At 68.2% G+C, this 16,195-nt stretch carries 12 protein-coding genes; 10 read left to right on the top strand and 2 right to left on the bottom strand.

Going from position 1 to position 16,195, the window contains the following annotated elements; genetic code table 11:
- Nucleotides 1-8: 8 nt before the first annotated feature.
- Nucleotides 9-2,180: a TonB-dependent siderophore receptor gene (locus MKD38_RS25395; protein ID WP_252681274.1), complete on the bottom strand. Its 2,172-nt coding sequence runs from the start codon at nucleotides 2,178-2,180 to the stop codon at nucleotides 9-11.
- Nucleotides 2,181-2,278: 98 nt separating this feature from the next.
- Here MKD38_RS25395 and MKD38_RS25400 point away from each other — a divergent pair, with 98 nt between their 5' ends.
- Both MKD38_RS25400 and MKD38_RS25405 read left to right on the top strand, forming a co-directional pair.
- On the top strand, nucleotides 2,279-2,701 hold the full coding sequence (locus tag MKD38_RS25400) for a Fur family transcriptional regulator (protein WP_252681275.1): 423 nt from the start codon (nucleotides 2,279-2,281) through the stop codon (nucleotides 2,699-2,701).
- Nucleotides 2,702-2,909: 208 nt separating this feature from the next.
- Nucleotides 2,910-3,722: an EamA family transporter gene (locus MKD38_RS25405; protein WP_252681310.1), complete on the top strand. Its 813-nt coding sequence runs from the start codon at nucleotides 2,910-2,912 to the stop codon at nucleotides 3,720-3,722.
- Nucleotides 3,723-3,741: 19 nt separating this feature from the next.
- On the opposite strand, the gene MKD38_RS25410 is transcribed toward MKD38_RS25405, so the two are convergent.
- A complete protein-coding gene (locus MKD38_RS25410; protein WP_252681279.1) occupies nucleotides 3,742-4,323 on the bottom strand; it encodes a GNAT family N-acetyltransferase in 582 nt (193 codons plus the stop codon).
- Between the two features lie 78 nt (nucleotides 4,324-4,401).
- On the opposite strand from MKD38_RS25410, the gene MKD38_RS25415 reads away from it, so the two are divergent.
- The 8 genes from MKD38_RS25415 (at nucleotide 4,402) to MKD38_RS25450 (ending at nucleotide 16,170) form a co-directional block, all read left to right on the top strand.
- A complete protein-coding gene (locus tag MKD38_RS25415) occupies nucleotides 4,402-4,875 on the top strand; it encodes a winged helix-turn-helix transcriptional regulator (protein ID WP_252681282.1) in 474 nt (157 codons plus the stop codon).
- Nucleotides 4,876-5,204: 329 nt separating this feature from the next.
- Nucleotides 5,205-6,524, top strand: a complete 1,320-nt coding sequence (locus MKD38_RS25420) for a NarK family nitrate/nitrite MFS transporter (RefSeq protein ID WP_252681284.1) — start codon at nucleotides 5,205-5,207, stop codon at nucleotides 6,522-6,524.
- Between the two features lie 71 nt (nucleotides 6,525-6,595).
- On the top strand, nucleotides 6,596-9,157 hold the full coding sequence (gene nirB, locus MKD38_RS25425) for a nitrite reductase large subunit NirB (RefSeq protein ID WP_252681287.1): 2,562 nt from the start codon (nucleotides 6,596-6,598) through the stop codon (nucleotides 9,155-9,157).
- Between the two features lie 26 nt (nucleotides 9,158-9,183).
- Nucleotides 9,184-9,567, top strand: a complete 384-nt coding sequence (nirD, locus tag MKD38_RS25430) for a nitrite reductase small subunit NirD (RefSeq protein ID WP_252681290.1) — start codon at nucleotides 9,184-9,186, stop codon at nucleotides 9,565-9,567.
- A gap of 64 nt (nucleotides 9,568-9,631) precedes the next feature.
- Nucleotides 9,632-10,873 carry an NAD(P)/FAD-dependent oxidoreductase gene (locus MKD38_RS25435; RefSeq protein ID WP_252681291.1) on the top strand — a complete coding sequence of 414 codons (1,242 nt, stop codon included), beginning with the start codon at nucleotides 9,632-9,634 and terminating at the stop codon, nucleotides 10,871-10,873.
- A gap of 40 nt (nucleotides 10,874-10,913) precedes the next feature.
- Nucleotides 10,914-13,637, top strand: a complete 2,724-nt coding sequence (locus MKD38_RS25440; RefSeq protein ID WP_252681295.1) for a molybdopterin-dependent oxidoreductase — start codon at nucleotides 10,914-10,916, stop codon at nucleotides 13,635-13,637.
- 145 nt (nucleotides 13,638-13,782) lie between these two features.
- Entirely contained in the window at nucleotides 13,783-14,790 is a 1,008-nt protein-coding gene (locus tag MKD38_RS25445) for a tripartite tricarboxylate transporter substrate-binding protein (protein WP_252681297.1), read from the top strand.
- A 234-nt stretch (nucleotides 14,791-15,024) separates the two neighbouring features.
- Entirely contained in the window at nucleotides 15,025-16,170 is a 1,146-nt protein-coding gene (locus tag MKD38_RS25450) for an MFS transporter (protein ID WP_252681299.1), read from the top strand.
- Nucleotides 16,171-16,195: the final 25 nt, after the last annotated feature.

The following is a 16,195-nucleotide window of genomic DNA, read 5'->3' on the forward strand; positions in this document are numbered from 1 at the left end:
TTCCCTGCTCAGTAGCTCAGCTGCACGCCCAGCCGCACGCTGCGGCCCGCGCCTGGCGCCACCCACAGGCTGCTGTACGAGCTGGCGTAATAGGTCTTGTCGAACAGGTTGCCGAGGTTGAGCGACACGCGCACGCGGCGGCTGTATTGCCAGTAGCCGTGCAGGTCCACCAGCACATAAGCGGGCAAGGAGAAGCTGTCCTGCACGTCGCCCGGGCGTCGTCCGACATAACGCAAGCCGGCGCCTGCGCCATAGCGCTGCCCCACCGGCGCCGCGTCCTCATACATCGCCAGCAGGCTGGCGCTGGTACGCGGCACGTTTGACAACGGCGTGCCGGGGGCAAGGCGGGTGTCCTGCGTGATCTCGGCATCGGTCAGCGCGAAGCTGCCCGAGACGCGCCAGTGCGCGCCGAGCTGCCCGGCCACGTCGAGCTCGACGCCGCGGCTGCGGGCCTCGCCTGCGGCGACATAGAACGAGGGATCGGCCGGGTCGGCGGCCAGCACATTGCGCTTGCGGATCTCGAACACGGCCAGCGTGGCGCCGGTGCGGCGGTCGTCGCTGTCCAACTTGATGCCGGCCTCCAGTGCGCGGCCGCGCTCTGGATCGAACGGCTGGCCGGCGGCGTCGGTGCCGGCATTGGGGCGGAACGACTGGCTGGCGTTGGCGAACAGCGACAGGTTGTTGCTGGCCAGGTAGCTCACGCCCACGCGCGGCGACACCGCGTTGTGGTGCTGCGTGGTGCGGGTGCCGCGCAGGTGGTCGTCCAGCGACTGGCTGAAGCTGTCGAAGCGCACGCCGGCCAGCACGCGCCAGCGCTCGCCCAGGCTCAGCTGGTCCTGCGCGTAAGCGCCGACATTGTGCTGGCGCTCGTAGGTGTCCATGTTCCAGGCCAGCGGCGGCGCCGGCTGGCCATAGACCGGGTCATAGATGTCGATCGCGTACGGCGCCGCGGCGCTCGGGTTCCTGCGCAGGATCGCCATGGTGTTGCCAAAGCGGTAGGCGTCGACGCCCAGCAGCAGTTCATGCCCGACCGGGCCGGTATTGAACTTGCCGGTCACGCTGGCCTGCAGCGAGACATCGTCGGACTGGAAGTCGCGGTAGCGGTGCTGGCGCCACAGCGTGCGGCCGTCGGCGGCAAGCGCGGTGGCCTCGCTCGAATGTCCCGCCAGCGCGCCGCCGCGGTATGAAAGGCCGAGCCTGCCCTGCCACTGCGGCGAGAACTGGTGCTCCACGCTGAGCTGGTGCGACTGGCTGTCCAGGCGCAGGCTGCCGTCGCCGGGCTCGCCCAGGAAGCGCGAGCGCGGGATGCGGCCCAGCTGGCCGTTGACGGCGACCACGCCGCGGTCCATCGGCGTGGTGTAGCGCTGGAATTCCGCTGCGTACTGCAGGATGGTGTCGTTGCCGAGCATCCACGTGATCGACGGTGCGACCAGGTAGCGCTGGCTGTGGATGAAGTCGCGGGTGCTGCCCTGGTGGTCAGCCACCGCGATCAGCCGGCCGGCGATGTCTTCGCCCAGCGGGCCGGTGACGTCGGCGGTGGCGCGGTAGCCGTCGCGCGTGCCCAGCTCGAAGCCGTAGCGCTGCGCGGGCCGGAACTGCGGCTGGCGCGTGACCACGTTGAAGGTGCCGCCGGGCTCGCTGCTGCCGTACAGCGATGAAGTCGGGCCCTTGAGCACCTCGACGCGGTCGATGGTGGCCGCGTCCAGCGGCGCGGTATAGCCGCGGTTGGCGGCGAAGCCGTTGACCAGGTAGCCGGCACCGGTGTTCTCGTTGCCAGTGAAGCCGCGCATCGCAAAGTTGTCCCACAGCCCGCCGAAGTTGTTCTGGCGCGCGACGCCACTGACGTAATCGAAGGTCTGGTCGAAGCGGGTCGCGGCAAGGTCGTCGAGCATGGCGCGCGGCACCACGCGCACCGACTGCGGGATCTCGCGCAGCGGCGTGTCGGTGCGGGTCGCGCCCGAGGCATCGGGCGGGTTGTATGATGCGGTGGCCGTGCCGGTCACCGAAACGGTTGGCAGCGTAATATCGGAGGCCTGCGCGGGTTCGGCCGCGTCGGCCAGGCCGGACATCGCCAGCATCAGTGCGGCCAGTGGCCGCCGCGCCGGCAACGGCCGGCATACCACGCGCAGGAAGGAAAGCGGCACCGGGTGCCGGGCACGGCTGGGCTGCGCAAGCAGCATAAGGAACACCCCAAAAAAACGAGTCGCCGCGGCGGCCATCCGACTGGCAAACCGCGGCGACTCATTAATGATAATAGATTCTCACTAAGATTCTAGGCATGGAACGCATGACCCGTCAACGTGGCGCCGTGATCGACGCGCTGCGCGAAGCCGGCCGGCCGCTGAGCCCGGCCGAGATCCTGGCCGCGGCCCAGCGCCAGGTGCCGTCCCTGGGCCTGGCCACGGTCTATCGCAATCTCCGTGCCCTGCTCGACGATGCGCAGGTGCACGCGGTGGAATTGCCCGGCCAGGCGGACCGTTATGAATTGGCGGAGGAACCGGGCGCGGTGACGCATCGCCACTATTTCCAGTGCCTGACGTGCGACCGAGTGTTTCCGCTGGAAGGGTGCCCCGGCCACCTGGAAGAGATCACGCCGCCCGGCTTCGTGGTGGAGCACCACGAACTGACGCTGCTGGGGCGCTGCCCGGATTGCGCCGGCAAGCCCGGCAAGCGGCGCAAGGCCGCGGCGCGCCAGCACTGAGCCGCAGCCTGGCTCCTCGCTCCGGCCGCACGCGGCGCAACTGTACTGAGCCGCCTGCACGCACCTGTATATGGCGCCCGCGCCGCGCTTGCCGCATGATGCGGCAGCATTCGCACCGGCCCCAACCTCGATACAGGACCCGACCTTGCAGCACGCCACCGCCCACCGCCACTCGACCCTGATCGCCGTACTGGCCCTGACCGGCTCGATGGCCTCGCTGTGCATCGGCACCTCGTTTGCCAAGAGCCTGTTCTCCGCGCTGGGCGCGCAGGGCACCACGGCGCTGCGGGTGAGCTTTTCCGCGCTGATCCTGCTGTGCGTCTGGCGCCCGTGGCGCATGCCGCTGACCCGCGCCAACGCGCGCGCGATCGCGCTGTACGGCGCGGCGCTGGGCGCCACCAACCTGCTGTTCTACATGTCGCTGCGGACCATTCCGCTGGGGCTGGCGATCGCGATCGAGTTCACCGGGCCGCTGGCGGTGGCGGTGCTGTCGTCGCGGCGCGCGATCGATTTCCTGTGGATTGCCTTTGCCGTGACCGGGCTGCTGCTGTTGCTGCCGGTCGGCGCTGCCGCCGGCACGCTCGATCCGGTCGGCATCGGCTATGCGCTCGCCGCCGGCGTGGGCTGGGCACTGTATATCGTGTTCGGGCAGCTGGCGGGCAACGCCCACGGCGGGCAGGCGACGTCGCTGGGGCTGACCATGGCCGCACTGGTGGTGCTGCCGTTCGGGCTGGCGCACGCGGGCACCGCGATGTTCAGTCCGACGCTGCTGCTGTTCGGGCTGGCGGTCGGCATCCTGTCGAGCGCGATTCCCTATTCGCTCGAGATGGTCGCGCTCAAGCGCCTGCACCGGCGCACCTTCGGCATTCTGCTGAGCATGGAGCCGGCCATGGGCGCGCTGGCCGGCCTAGTGTTCCTGCATGAACAGCTGAACACGGTGCAGTGGCTGGCGATCGCCAGCATCATCACGGCCTCGGTCGGCTGTACCATGACTTCGCGCGGCAAGCGCGAAGCCGGCTGAGGCTTGAGCGCGCTGCCGGTCAGCGCGCGCTGAACCAGTCCGCCGGCAGCCGTTGCGCGCTGCGCGCCGGCTGGGCCAGCGACAGCGAGACTTCATGGAGGAAGCTGTCCTCCGGGTTGCGGCGGCTGACAAAGCCCAGCCCTTGCAGGATCGCGAGCATGCGCCGGTTCTCGCTGAGCACGTCGCCGCGCAGTCCGTGCAGCCCGGCCGCGCGCGCCAGCTCGCACAGCCTGGCGATCAGGCGCCGGCCCAGCCCCTGCCCCTGCCAGGCATCGGCCACCACCACCGCGAATTCGGCAATCTGACCGGACACGACATATTCCGCGCTGGCGACGATGGTCTGGCTGCCGTCCGCTCCAGGCGCGACCACCACCAGCGCCACGCCACCGTCGCCGGGCGCGGCCAGGCCGGCGACGATTTCGTCCACCACGCGTCCACCGGTCAGGAAGCGGAAGTAGCGGCTCTCCCGCGACAGCGCGTCCACCATCGCGCGCAGCGCCGCGCCATCCTGAACCCGGGTGCGGCGCAGCGTCACCTGCGTGCCCCGTCCCGCCGTCCAGCTTTCTGTCACGCCGCCGCGCGCCAAGCCCTGGAGATCCATGCTGCCACCCTCTGGATTCATAATTTGTAGCCAGAGTATAGGAGATAACCTGACTTTTGCAAATGAAGTCAGCATGCTATGCTTCACGGCATCATGACCACCACTGCGTCCGATCTCCGCCATTGCTCGATCGCCTCCACGCTGTCGCTGATCGGCGAAAAGTGGACGATCCTGATCCTGCGCGACGTTTTCCACGGCGTGACGCGCTTCGACGACTTCTTGCGCCGGCTGGAATGCTCGCCGGCGGTGCTGTCGGCGCGGCTCAAGACGCTGACCGATGCCGGCCTGCTGCGCAAGGTCGGCTACCGCGAACCCGGCGAACGTGAGCGCTTCGAGTACCGCCCCACCCGTGCCGCGGTCGAGCTGCTGCCGGTGCTGGTCGGCCTGATGCAATGGGGCGACTGCCACATGGCGCCCGACGGCGGCCCGGTCGAAATCCGCTCGCGCGCCAACGGCAAGCTGGTGCGCGCGGCGCTGGTCGACGAGGATGGCGCCGAGGTGTCGCCGCGCGACATGCAGATCATCCCGGTGCAGAAGCCCTCCGGCGGCTGACGCCCCGGCCTTCCTTGCCGCCGGTGCCGCACCGCACCAGCGCAGTCCACCGCACTGCACCATGAGCGTGCCGCGCACCACCCGCCCGCCCCACCACAGCGCATTCCACCCGCTTGCGCCTCCACCAGCAGGCCTGCACACGCCATTGCCCGTCACATAACAAGCTGGCACACCCCTTGCGTAAAAGGGTCCGGGCCCGTCAACGGCGACCGGCCCACCCCCACATACACAGCCCCTATCCCATGTAGCGGCTGTCAGGACAACGGCGTCCCCTGAACCGGCTTCACGGCCGGTTTGCGGGACGCCATTTGTTTTTGGAGCAAGTGACGATGACCGGCAAAGCCACCCGCATCGAGCTGCTGAGCTTGAGCACCCCGCAGATGCGCGCCTTCCACCTGACCTGGATGGCGTTCTTCGTCTGTTTCTTCGCGTGGTTTGCCTGCGCGCCGCTGATGCCGGTACTCAAAGGCGAGTTCGGCCTGAGCGCCGGCCAGATCGCCAACATCAATATCGCCGCGGTCGCGGTGACGATCCTGGTGCGCCTGGTGATCGGCCCGATGTGCGATCGCTTCGGCCCGCGCAAGACCTATACTGGCCTGCTGGCGCTGGGCGCGCTGCCGGTGCTGGGCGTGGCGCTGGCGCAGAACTACGAAACCTTCCTGGTGTTCCGCCTGCTGATCGGCGCAGTCGGCGCCAGCTTCGTGATCACGCAGTACCACACCTCGGTGATGTTCGCGCCCAACGTGGTCGGCACCGCCAACGCGGCCTCGGCCGGCTGGGGCAACGCCGGCGGCGGCGCCGCGCAGGCGCTGATGCCGCTGGTGCTGGCGGCAGTGCTGATGATGGGCGCGGACCACGCCTTCGGCTGGCGCATCGCGCTGCTGGTGCCGGGCGTGCTGATGCTGGTGATGGCGGTGGTCTATTACCGCTTCACGCAGGATTGCCCGGAAGGCAACTACTCGGACCTGCGCGCGCAGGGCCTGGAGATCAGCGGCAAGGATGGTGGCAAGGGTGGTGGATGGGCCAGCTTCCGCGCCGCCAGCGCCAACTACCGTGTGTGGCTGCTGTTCATCACCTACGGCGCCTGCTTCGGCGTGGAGATCTTCATCCACAACATCGCCGCGATGTACTACGTCGACCAGTTTGGCCTGAGCCTGAAGGCCGCCGGCATGGCCGCCGCAAGCTTTGGTTTGCTGGCGCTGTTCGCCCGCGCGCTGGGCGGCTGGCTGTCGGACAAGGCGGCGCGCCGGCGCGGCCTGGATGCGCGCGCCACGCTGCTGTTCGTGCTGATCCTGGGCGAAGGCCTGGGCCTGCTGTGGTTCGCGCAGGCCGGCAACGTGGCCATGGCGGTGGTGGCGATGCTGCTGTTCGGCCTGTTCACGCACATGGCATGCGGCGCCACCTATGCGCTAGTGCCCTTCATCGACCGCAAGGCGCTGGGCGGCGTGGCCGGGATCATCGGCGCGGGCGGCAACGTCGGCGCGGTGGCCGCGGGCTTCCTTCTCAAGGGCCTGGGCAACGTGCAGCAGACCCTGACGGTGCTGGGCGTACTGGCCACCATCGCCGCGCTGTGCGCCATCGCCATCCGCTTCAGCGCCGAGCACAAGGCCCGCGAGCAGGCGCTGTACGACAGCGCGCTGGCCAACTGAATGCCCTATCGCCCCACAGCACTACAAGCACCACAAGCAGCAAAGACTGACTACCGGACAAGGAAAGCATCATGAAACTGATCATCGTCGGCCACGGCATGGTGGGTCACAAGTTCCTGGAATCGCTGGCGCGAGCCGGTGCGGACAACCTGGAAGTGACCGTGCTGTGCGAAGAACCGCGTCCCGCCTACGATCGCGTGCACCTGTCCGAGTTCTTCTCCGGCAAGTCGGCGGAAGACCTGTCGCTGGTGCCGGCGGGCTTCTTCGAGCAGCACAACAACATGCTGCTGCGCCTGAATGCCCGTGCGGTGGAGATCGACCGCGCCGCGCGCACGGTCAAGGTCTCCACCGGCGAGACCTTGTTCTATGACAAGCTGGTCCTCGCCACCGGTTCGTACCCGTTCGTGCCGCCGGTGCCGGGCAAGGACCGCAAGGACTGCTTCGTCTATCGCACCATCGAAGACCTCGAAGCGATGCAGGAATGCGGTGCGCGCTCGAAGACCGGCGTGGTGGTCGGCGGCGGCCTGCTCGGCCTGGAATGCGCCAAGGCGCTGCGTGACATGGGCCTGCAGACGCATGTGGTGGAATTCGCGCCGCGCCTGATGGCGGTGCAGGTCGACGAAGGCGGTGGCCGCATGCTGCGCCAGAAGATCGCCGGCCTGGGCGTGACCGCGCATACCGGCAAGAACACCGTCGAGATCGTCGACGGCGAGGAAGGCACCCATCGCATGGTGTTCGCCGACGGCACGCATCTGGACACCGACATGATCGTGTTCTCCGCCGGCATCCGCCCGCGCGACGAGCTGGCGCGCGCCAGCGGCCTGGAAGTCGGCGCGCGCGGCGGCATCTCGGTCGACAACAACTGCCGCACCTCGGACCCGGACATCTACGCGATCGGCGAATGCGCGCTGTGGGACGGCAAGATCTACGGCCTGGTGGCCCCGGGCTACGACATGGCCCGCGTGGCCGCGCGCCACCTGCGCGGCGAGGCGGCCGAGTTCGGCGGCGCCGACATGAGCACCAAGCTCAAGCTGATGGGCGTGGACGTGGCCAGCATCGGCGACCCGCACGGCACCGTGCCGGGCGCGCGCATCTACCAGTTCAGCGACGACCGCAAGGAGGTCTACAAGAAACTGGTGGTGTCCGATTGCGGCAAGTACCTGCTGGGCGGCGTGCTGATCGGCGATGCCAGCGAGTACGGCACGCTGCTGCAGATGATGCTCAACAAGATCGAGCTGCCGGAGTCGCCGGAATTCCTGATCCTGCCCGACAGCAGCGGCAAGGCCAAACCGGCGCTGGGCGCCGACGCCCTGCCCGACACCGCGCAGATCTGCTCGTGCAACAACGTCTCGAAGGGCGAGATCTGCGCCGCCGTCTGCGATGGCTCGACCAGCATCGGCGCGCTCAAGACCTGCACCAAGGCCGGCACCGCCTGCGGCGGCTGCGTGCCGCTGGTGACGCAGATCATGAAGGCCGAGATGAAGAAGCAAGGGATGGCGGTCAACAACCATCTCTGCGAGCACTTCCCGTACTCGCGCCAGGAGCTGTATCACCTGGTGCGCGTGGGCCAGCACAAGAGCTTCGACGCGCTGCTGCATGCGCACGGCAACGGCCTGGGCTGCGATATCTGCAAGCCCACCGTGGGCAGCATCCTGGCCTCGTGCTGGAACGAGTTCGTGCTGAAGGAAGAGCACGCCAGCCTGCAGGACTCCAACGATTACTACCTGGCCAACATCCAGAAGGACGGCACCTACTCGGTGGTGCCGCGCATGCCGGGCGGCGAAGTCACGCCCGAAGGCCTGATCGCCGTCGGCCAGGTCGCGAAGAAATACGGCCTCTACACCAAGATCACCGGCGGCCAGCGCGTGGACCTGTTTGGTGCGCGTGCCGAGGAACTGCCCTATATCTGGGAAGAACTGATCGCGGCCGGCTTTGAATCCGGGCATGCCTACGGCAAGGCGCTGCGCACGGTGAAGTCGTGCGTGGGCTCGACCTGGTGCCGCTATGGCGTGGGCGATTCGGTCGGCCTCGCGATCGAGCTGGAAAACCGCTACAAGGGCCTGCGCGCGCCGCACAAGATCAAGTTCGGCGTGTCCGGCTGCACCCGCGAATGCGCCGAGGCGCAGGGCAAGGACGTCGGCGTGATCGCCACCGACAAGGGCTGGAACCTGTACGTGTGCGGCAACGGCGGCATGAAGCCGCGCCATGCCGAGCTGCTGGCGAGCGACCTCGACCACGACACGCTGGTGCGCTACATCGACCGCTTGCTGATGTTCTACGTGCGCACCGCCGACCGCCTGCAGCGCACCAGCGTCTGGCGCGACAACCTCGAGGGCGGCCTGGACTACCTGAAGGCCGTAGTGCTCGACGACAAGCTGGGCATCGCCGCCGAGCTGGAAGCCGAGATGCAGCACGTGGTCGACACCTATGAAGACGAGTGGAAGAAGGCCGTGACCGACCCCGAGACGCGCAAGCGCTTCCGCCATTTCGTCAACAGCGATCGCCGCGACGACAACCTGGTCTTCATCGAAGAACGCGGCCAGATCCGCCCGGCCACGCCGGAGGAACGGAACTTGCAACGCTCCCGGCTGAGCCACATTCCCGTGGTGTCCATTCCCGCGAAAGCCGCCTGACCGTGCCCGCAAACAAGGAGAACGTGATGAGCCATCCCCACCATCCCGAAACCTGGACCGCCATCTGCACCGTACGCGATATCGTGCCCAATACTGGTGTGTGCGCGCTGGTCGACGACCGGCAGGTTGCGGTCTTCCGCATCGGCCGCGGCGACGAGGTCTACGCCATCGACAACTTCGATCCCAACGCGCAGGCCGCGGTGCTGTCGCGCGGGCTGGTCGGCAACCTCGGCGAACGGCTGGTGGTGGCCTCGCCGATCTACAAGCACCACTTCGACCTGCGCACCGGCGAATGCCTGGAGGCGCCCGAGCAGTCGGTCAACGCCTACGCCGCGCGCGTCTATGACGGCAAGGTGTGGATCGCCGCCGGCGTGGATGTGCGCGAGGCCGAGGAAGAACTCGCCGCCTGACTCTGCCTCCCAGCCCCGATCGATGCTGCCCCTGTCCACCTGCCCTGCCAACGGAGATGCCGGCATGACGCCTTCCGCCAACCCTCAAGCCCGGCCGCGCCTGGTCGTCGTCGGCAACGGCATGGCCGGCATGCGCACCGTCGAGGAACTGCTGCGCCTGGCGCCGGACCTGTACGACATCACGGTGTTCGGCGCCGAGCCGCACGGCAACTACAACCGCATCCTGCTGTCGCCCGTGCTGGCCGGCGAGAAGACGGTGGCGGACATCATGCTGAACACGCGCGAGTGGTATGAAGAGAACGGCATCGAGCTGCTCGCCGGCGATCCCGTGGTCTCGATCGACCGGCCGCGCCGCGTGGTGCGTTCCGCCTCGGGACGCGAGGTGCGCTATGACCGCCTGCTGCTGGCCACCGGCTCCAAGCCGTTCATCATTCCGGTGCCGGGCCACCAGCTCGATGGCGTGATCGCGTTCCGCGACATCCAGGACGTCGAGACCATGCTGCAGGCCGCGCGCAACCATCGCCACGCGGTGGTGATCGGTGGCGGCCTGCTGGGGCTGGAGGCGGCCAACGGCCTGCTGCGCCAGGGCATGGACGTGACCGTGGTGCACCTGGCCGACTGCCTGATGGAGCGCCAGCTCGACAAGCCCGCCGCCACGCTACTCAAGGGCGCGCTGGAACGCAAGGGCCTGCGCTTCCTGCTGAGCGCGCAGACCGCGGAGATCCTCGGCAGCGAACGCGTTACCGGGGTGCGCTTCAAGGACGGCAGCGAGATTCCCGCCGACCTGGTGGTGATGACGGCCGGCGTTCGCCCCAATATCGAACTGGCCGCCGGCGCCGGCCTGCACTGCGAGCGCGCCATCGTCGTCGACGACACGCTGCAGACCTACGATCCGCGCATCTACGCCGTCGGCGAGTGCGTGCAGCATCGCCAGGCCACCTTCGGCCTGGTCGCGCCGATCTGGGACCAGGCGCGCGTGTGCGCCGCGCACCTGGCCGGTGCCGGCCATCGCCGCTACGTGCAGCAAGCCACCGCCACCAAGCTGAAAGTCACGGGCGTCGACCTGTACTCCGCCGGCGACTTCATCGGCAGCGAAGGCAGTGAAGACCTGGTGCTGCGCGACGCGCGCCGCGGCGTCTACAAGCGATTGGTGCTGCAGGACGGGCGCCTGGTCGGAGCCGTGCTGTACGGCGACGTGCAGGATGGTGCCTGGTATTTCGAGCTGATCCAGCAACGCACACCGGTGGCGGCGCTGCGCCAGCGCCTGCTGTTCGGCAAGGCGCAGTGCGAAGCGCTGGCTGCCTAGCGTCACCCAAGCCCATATAACGCCCCCGCACGGAGAACGCGTGAACCTGTCCGACATCCCGGTTGTATCCGCAACCCTGACCACTACCACCGCCACCACGTGCCCGTACTGCGGCGTCGGCTGCGGCGTGCGTGCCTCGGTGCGCGCCGACGGCCAGGTCGAGATCGCGGGCGACGCGCAGCATCCGTCCAACCAGGGACGGCTCTGCGTCAAGGGCTCGGCGCTGGGCGAAACGGTCGACCTGGACGGCCGCCTGCTCCATCCCAAGCTGCGCGACGCCGACGGCCAGTTGCGGCAGGTATCGTGGGACCACGCGCTCGACACCGTGGCGCAAGGCTTCACCGACATCATCCGCCGCCATGGTCCGGATTCGGTCGCGCTCTACGTCTCGGGCCAGCTGCTGACCGAGGACTACTACGTCGCCAACAAGCTGATGAAGGGCTTCATCGGCAGCGCCAATATCGACACCAACTCGCGCCTGTGCATGTCGTCGGCCGTGGCCGGCCACAAGCGCGCCTTCGGCGAGGACCTGGTGCCGGGCAACTACGACGACCTGGAACTGGCCGACCTGGTGGTGCTGGTGGGCTCGAACACCGCTTGGTGCCATCCGATCCTGTTCCAGCGCCTGTCCCGCGCCAAGGAAGCGCGCCCCGAAATGAAGATCGTGGCGATCGACCCGCGCCGCACCGCCACCTGCGAACTCGCCGACCTGCACCTGGCGATCCGGCCGGGCACCGACGTGTGGCTGTTCAACGGGCTGCTGAGTTACCTGGCGCGTGAGGGACATGCCAACACCGCCTTCGTCGCCGCCAGCACCGCAGGGCTGGATGAAGCCCTGCAGGCCGCTGACGCCGCCTGCGCCGATCCGGCTGCCGTGGCCCGCGCCTGCAAGCTGAACCTGCGGGACGTGCTCGACTTCTACGCATTGTTCGCGCAGACCGGAAAGACCGTGACGGCCTTCTCACAGGGCGTCAACCAATCGTCGGCCGGCACCGACAAGGTCAACAGCATCATCAACTGCCACCTGCTCACCGGCCGTATCGGCCAGCCGGGCATGGGCCCGTTCTCGTTGACCGGCCAGCCCAACGCGATGGGCGGGCGCGAGGTCGGCGGCCTGGCCAACATGCTGGCCGCGCACATGGAACTGGCCAACCCGCTGCATCGCGAGGTCGTGCAGGACTTCTGGCAATCGCCCGCGATCGCCGACCGCCCTGGCCTCAAGGCAGTGGAGCTGTTCGAGGCCATCGAAGCCGGCCGCGTCAAGGCGGTCTGGGTGATCGCCACCAACCCGGTGGTGAGCCTGCCCGACGCCGACCAGGTGCGCCGCGCACTGGCCAGGTGCGAACTGGTGGTCAGCAGCGACATCATCGAACGCACCGACACCAACGCCGCCGCGCATGTGCTGCTGCCCGCGCTGGGCTGGGGCGAGAAGGACGGCACCGTCACCAACTCGGAGCGCCGCATTTCGCGCCAGCGCGCCTTCCTTCCGACGCCGGGCGAAGCGCGCGCCGACTGGGACATCCTGTGCGAAGTGGCACGCCGCATGGGCTTCAGCGGCTTCGACTATGCCGGGCCGCACCAGATCTTCGACGAACACGCGCGCCTGAGCGCATGGCGCAATGATGACGCGCCGCGCGCATTCGATATCGGCGGACTGGCCGGCCTGGACCCGGTGCGCTATGACGCGCTGGAACCGGTGCAGTGGCCCGTGCCCGCGCAGGGCGCGCAGGATGCGCGGCGCTTGTTCGGCGATGGCCGCTACGCGCACGCCGATGGCCGCGCCCGCTTTGTCGCCACGCCGCCGCGCGCGCCGGCCCATGCGCCCGACGACGACTTCCCGCTGATCCTGAACACCGGCCGCGTGCGCGACCAGTGGCACACCATGACGCGCACCGGCAAGTCGGCCAAGCTCGCCGACCACCTGCCCGAGCCCTTTGTCGACATGCACCCGCAGGACGCGCTGCTGTGCGGCGTGGGCGAAGGCAAGCTCGCGCGCGTCAGCACCCGCTGGGGCGCGATGGTCGCACGCGTGCGGCATGGCGGCGGCATTCCGCGCGGCAGCGTGTTCGTGCCGATCCACTGGAACGGACAGTTCAGTTCCGACGCGCGCGTCGGCGCGCTGGTCAATCCGGTGGTCGATCCCGTTTCCGGCGAGCCCGAGTTCAAGCACACGCCGGTGCGGGTCGAGCCGTTCGGCGTGCACTGGCATGGCTTCATGCTGAGCCGCCGCGCGCTACCGGCCGAAGCGCTGACCTACTGGACGCGCGTGCAGGGTCGCCAGTTCCAGCGCTATGAATTTGCCGGCCGCGACACCGTTGCCGATCGCACCGCCTGGGCCCGCGCGCTGCTCGGGGTGACCGATCCGGATGCAGACTGGCTGGAGTACGAAGACCGCGCCGCCGGCGTGTACCACGCGGGCCACGTCGTCGACGACCGGCTCGAGGCCTGCGTCTATGTGTCGACACGTCCCGAGCTGCCGTCGCGCGCCTGGCTCGCCGGCCTGTTCGGACGCGAGCGTCTGGAAGACGCCGACCGCATCGGGCTGCTGCTCGGACAGCCGATGGAGAAAGGCGCCGACACCGGCCCGACGGTGTGCTCCTGCTTCGGCGTCGGGCGCAACACCATTTGCGATGCCGTGCGCAAGCACGACCTGAAGACGCCCGCCGAGATCACGGCCTGCGTCAAGGCCGGCGGCAACTGCGGCTCGTGCGTGCCGGAGCTGAAAAAACTGCTGGTGGAGGTGCGCGTGGCCGAGGTGGCCTGAGCTTTTGCCAGACTGATCTTTCACCATGCATTAGGCATCCTTCACGAGAACCAGATTGCTGTCGCAGCGGCTTGCCGCCATGCTAGCCGCGCAACCCTGACAAGCCGCCCCGGACCCACGGCGCGGCACCTATCTGGAGACAGCAATGAAGGATGCGAAGTATCGGCTCGCCGGGCCGCGATGGCTGGCGGGCATGCTGGTAATGGCTTCTGCCATGGCAGGCGCCTCAGGCGCGGCAGCGGCCGATGCCTATCCGGCCAAGCCGATCACCCTGGTCGTGCCCTACTCCGCCGGCGGCCCGACCGATGTCGTCGCGCGCACGCTGGCGCAGGCGATGTCGCAAGACCTTGGCCAGAGCATCGTGGTGGAAAACCGCACCGGTGCCGGCGGCACCGTGGCGGCCGCCTTCGTCGCCCGCGCGCAGGCCGACGGCTATACGCTGCTGATCCACCACAACGGCATGGCGACCGCGCCGGCGCTGTACAAGAAGCTGTCGTATGCGCCGCTGAAGGACTTCGACTACGTCGGCCAGGTGGCGGACGTGCCGATGACGCTGATGGGTCGCAAGGACCTGCCGGCGAAGACGGTGCCGGAACTGATCCGGTACGTGACGCAGAACAAGGACAAGGTGTCGCTGGCCAATGCCGGCCTGGGCGCCGTGTCCCAGCTGTGCGGGCTGCTGTTCGAACAATCGGTGCACGTCAAGCTGAACGCCATTCCCTATCAGGGCGCGGGTCCCGCGCTGACCGCGCTGCTGGGCGGCCAGGTCGACCTGCTGTGCGACCAGACCACGGCCACCCTGCCGCATATCCAGGCCGATCGCGTGCGCTTGTTCGGCGTTACCACGCCGGCACGGATCAAGGCGCTGCCGCAGGCCCCAACGTTGCAGGAAGGCGGGCTGAAAGGCTTTGACGTCAAGGTATGGCACGGCATCTACGCGCCCAGGGGCACGCCGCCGGCCGCCGTCGAACGCCTGACCAAGGCATTGCAGAAGGGGCTGAAGGATCCGGCCGTGATCAAAAAACTGGACGGACTTGGTGCGGAAATCGTTCCGGTCGACAAGCAGACGCCGGACGGGCTGCGGACGCTGCTGAAGGCGGAAAGCGACAAGTGGCAGCCGCTGTTGAGGTCGATGAAGGTCGAGGCGGACTAAGCCAACGCGCCCTTTCCCGGCAATACGTTAGAATCTCTGCATCTTCCTGGCGGACTTTCCTGGTCCGCCCATCCCGCCTGACTGGTGCCCCCGGGCACCGCTTCCGTCTGCGCCCGACTCCGCGGCGCGGCTCAATTCCCCCGATTTAGCTGGTTTAAGCCATCGATGTCGTCGCGTTGCGCCGTCTCGACGCGCGCTTCGCGCTGTCCGTCATCTCGCCCTCGGAGTTCCCGAATGCCATCGCCGTTCCTTCTGCCCGTCCTGGCCCTTGCCGTCTGCATGGTCGGAGCAGCGGAGTTCATGCTCGCACCGATGCTGGCCCCGCTCGCATCGGCCTTCAACACGTCCCCGGCGTATGCCTCGGGACTGGTCTCGGCCTATGCCTTGTCCTACGCCGCGGCGGCGCCGTTGATGGGTTGGCTCTCGGATCGCACCGGACGTCGCGGCGTGCTGCTCGCTGCCATGCTGCTGTTCGCGGTGGATAGCATTGCGCTGACGCTAATGCCGACACTGCCGGCCGCCATGGCCCTGCGAATTCTGGGTGGCCTGTCCGCGGCCGCTACGATCCCGACCGTCTTCGCCCTGATCGCCGATCGGATACCGCCGGCGAAACAAGCCGGCGCCATGGGCGGTGTCATGCTTGGCATGACGGCGGGAATTGCAGCTGGGCCCGCCGTGGCTGGTTTGCTGGTGGAGGCGTGGGGGTGGCGCGCGCCGTTTCTGTTGATCGCCGGAAGCTGCCTTGCGGCCTTCGGACTAGGCTGGTGCGTGATTCCGCGCGATCTACCACGCGCCCGCATGACCAAGGCGTCGTCCATCAAGACGGCAAGCGCTGGCATCTTCCGCCTTCTGCTTGCAAAAGGCGCATGGAATGGCAGCGCAGTGGCGGTCTACGTCTTTGCGGGAGAAGCACTGCGGATGCGATATGGGCTCGAGGTGGGAGCCGTCGGCATTGCCGTTTCCGTATTCGGTCTGGGGCTGGGAATCGGCAATATGCTGGCAGGGCATTGCAGCCGGCGTTACCAGCGCGAAGAAAACACCCTGGTTCTCGCTACCGTGGTGCTCGCCTGCTCCATGACATTTTTCCTGACGGCCGCGATCGCTCTGCCGGTGGCGCTGGGATGCCTGCTGGTCTGGGGAGCGGCGCTGGGCATCGCGGCACCTGCCAGCACCGCCATCCTCGCGCAGCGGGCCGGTGCAAACAAGGGAAAGGTGCTGGCGCTGTCGGAAAGCGTCAATAACGTGGCCGTACTGGCGCTGTTGCCGGTCGCTGCAAGCGCGTCGGCAACATACGGTGTCACGCCTGCCGCGGCATTGCTCGGTGGAATCTGCCTGGCGGGCGCCATCCTGAGTGCCACTGTCCAGCGTCGGAGGGTCTAGCAAGGAAGTGCGAGCGCGCCCTCGA

The organism is Cupriavidus sp. WGlv3 (assembly GCF_023952475.1).
Classification (GTDB): domain Bacteria; phylum Pseudomonadota; class Gammaproteobacteria; order Burkholderiales; family Burkholderiaceae; genus Cupriavidus; species Cupriavidus phytorum.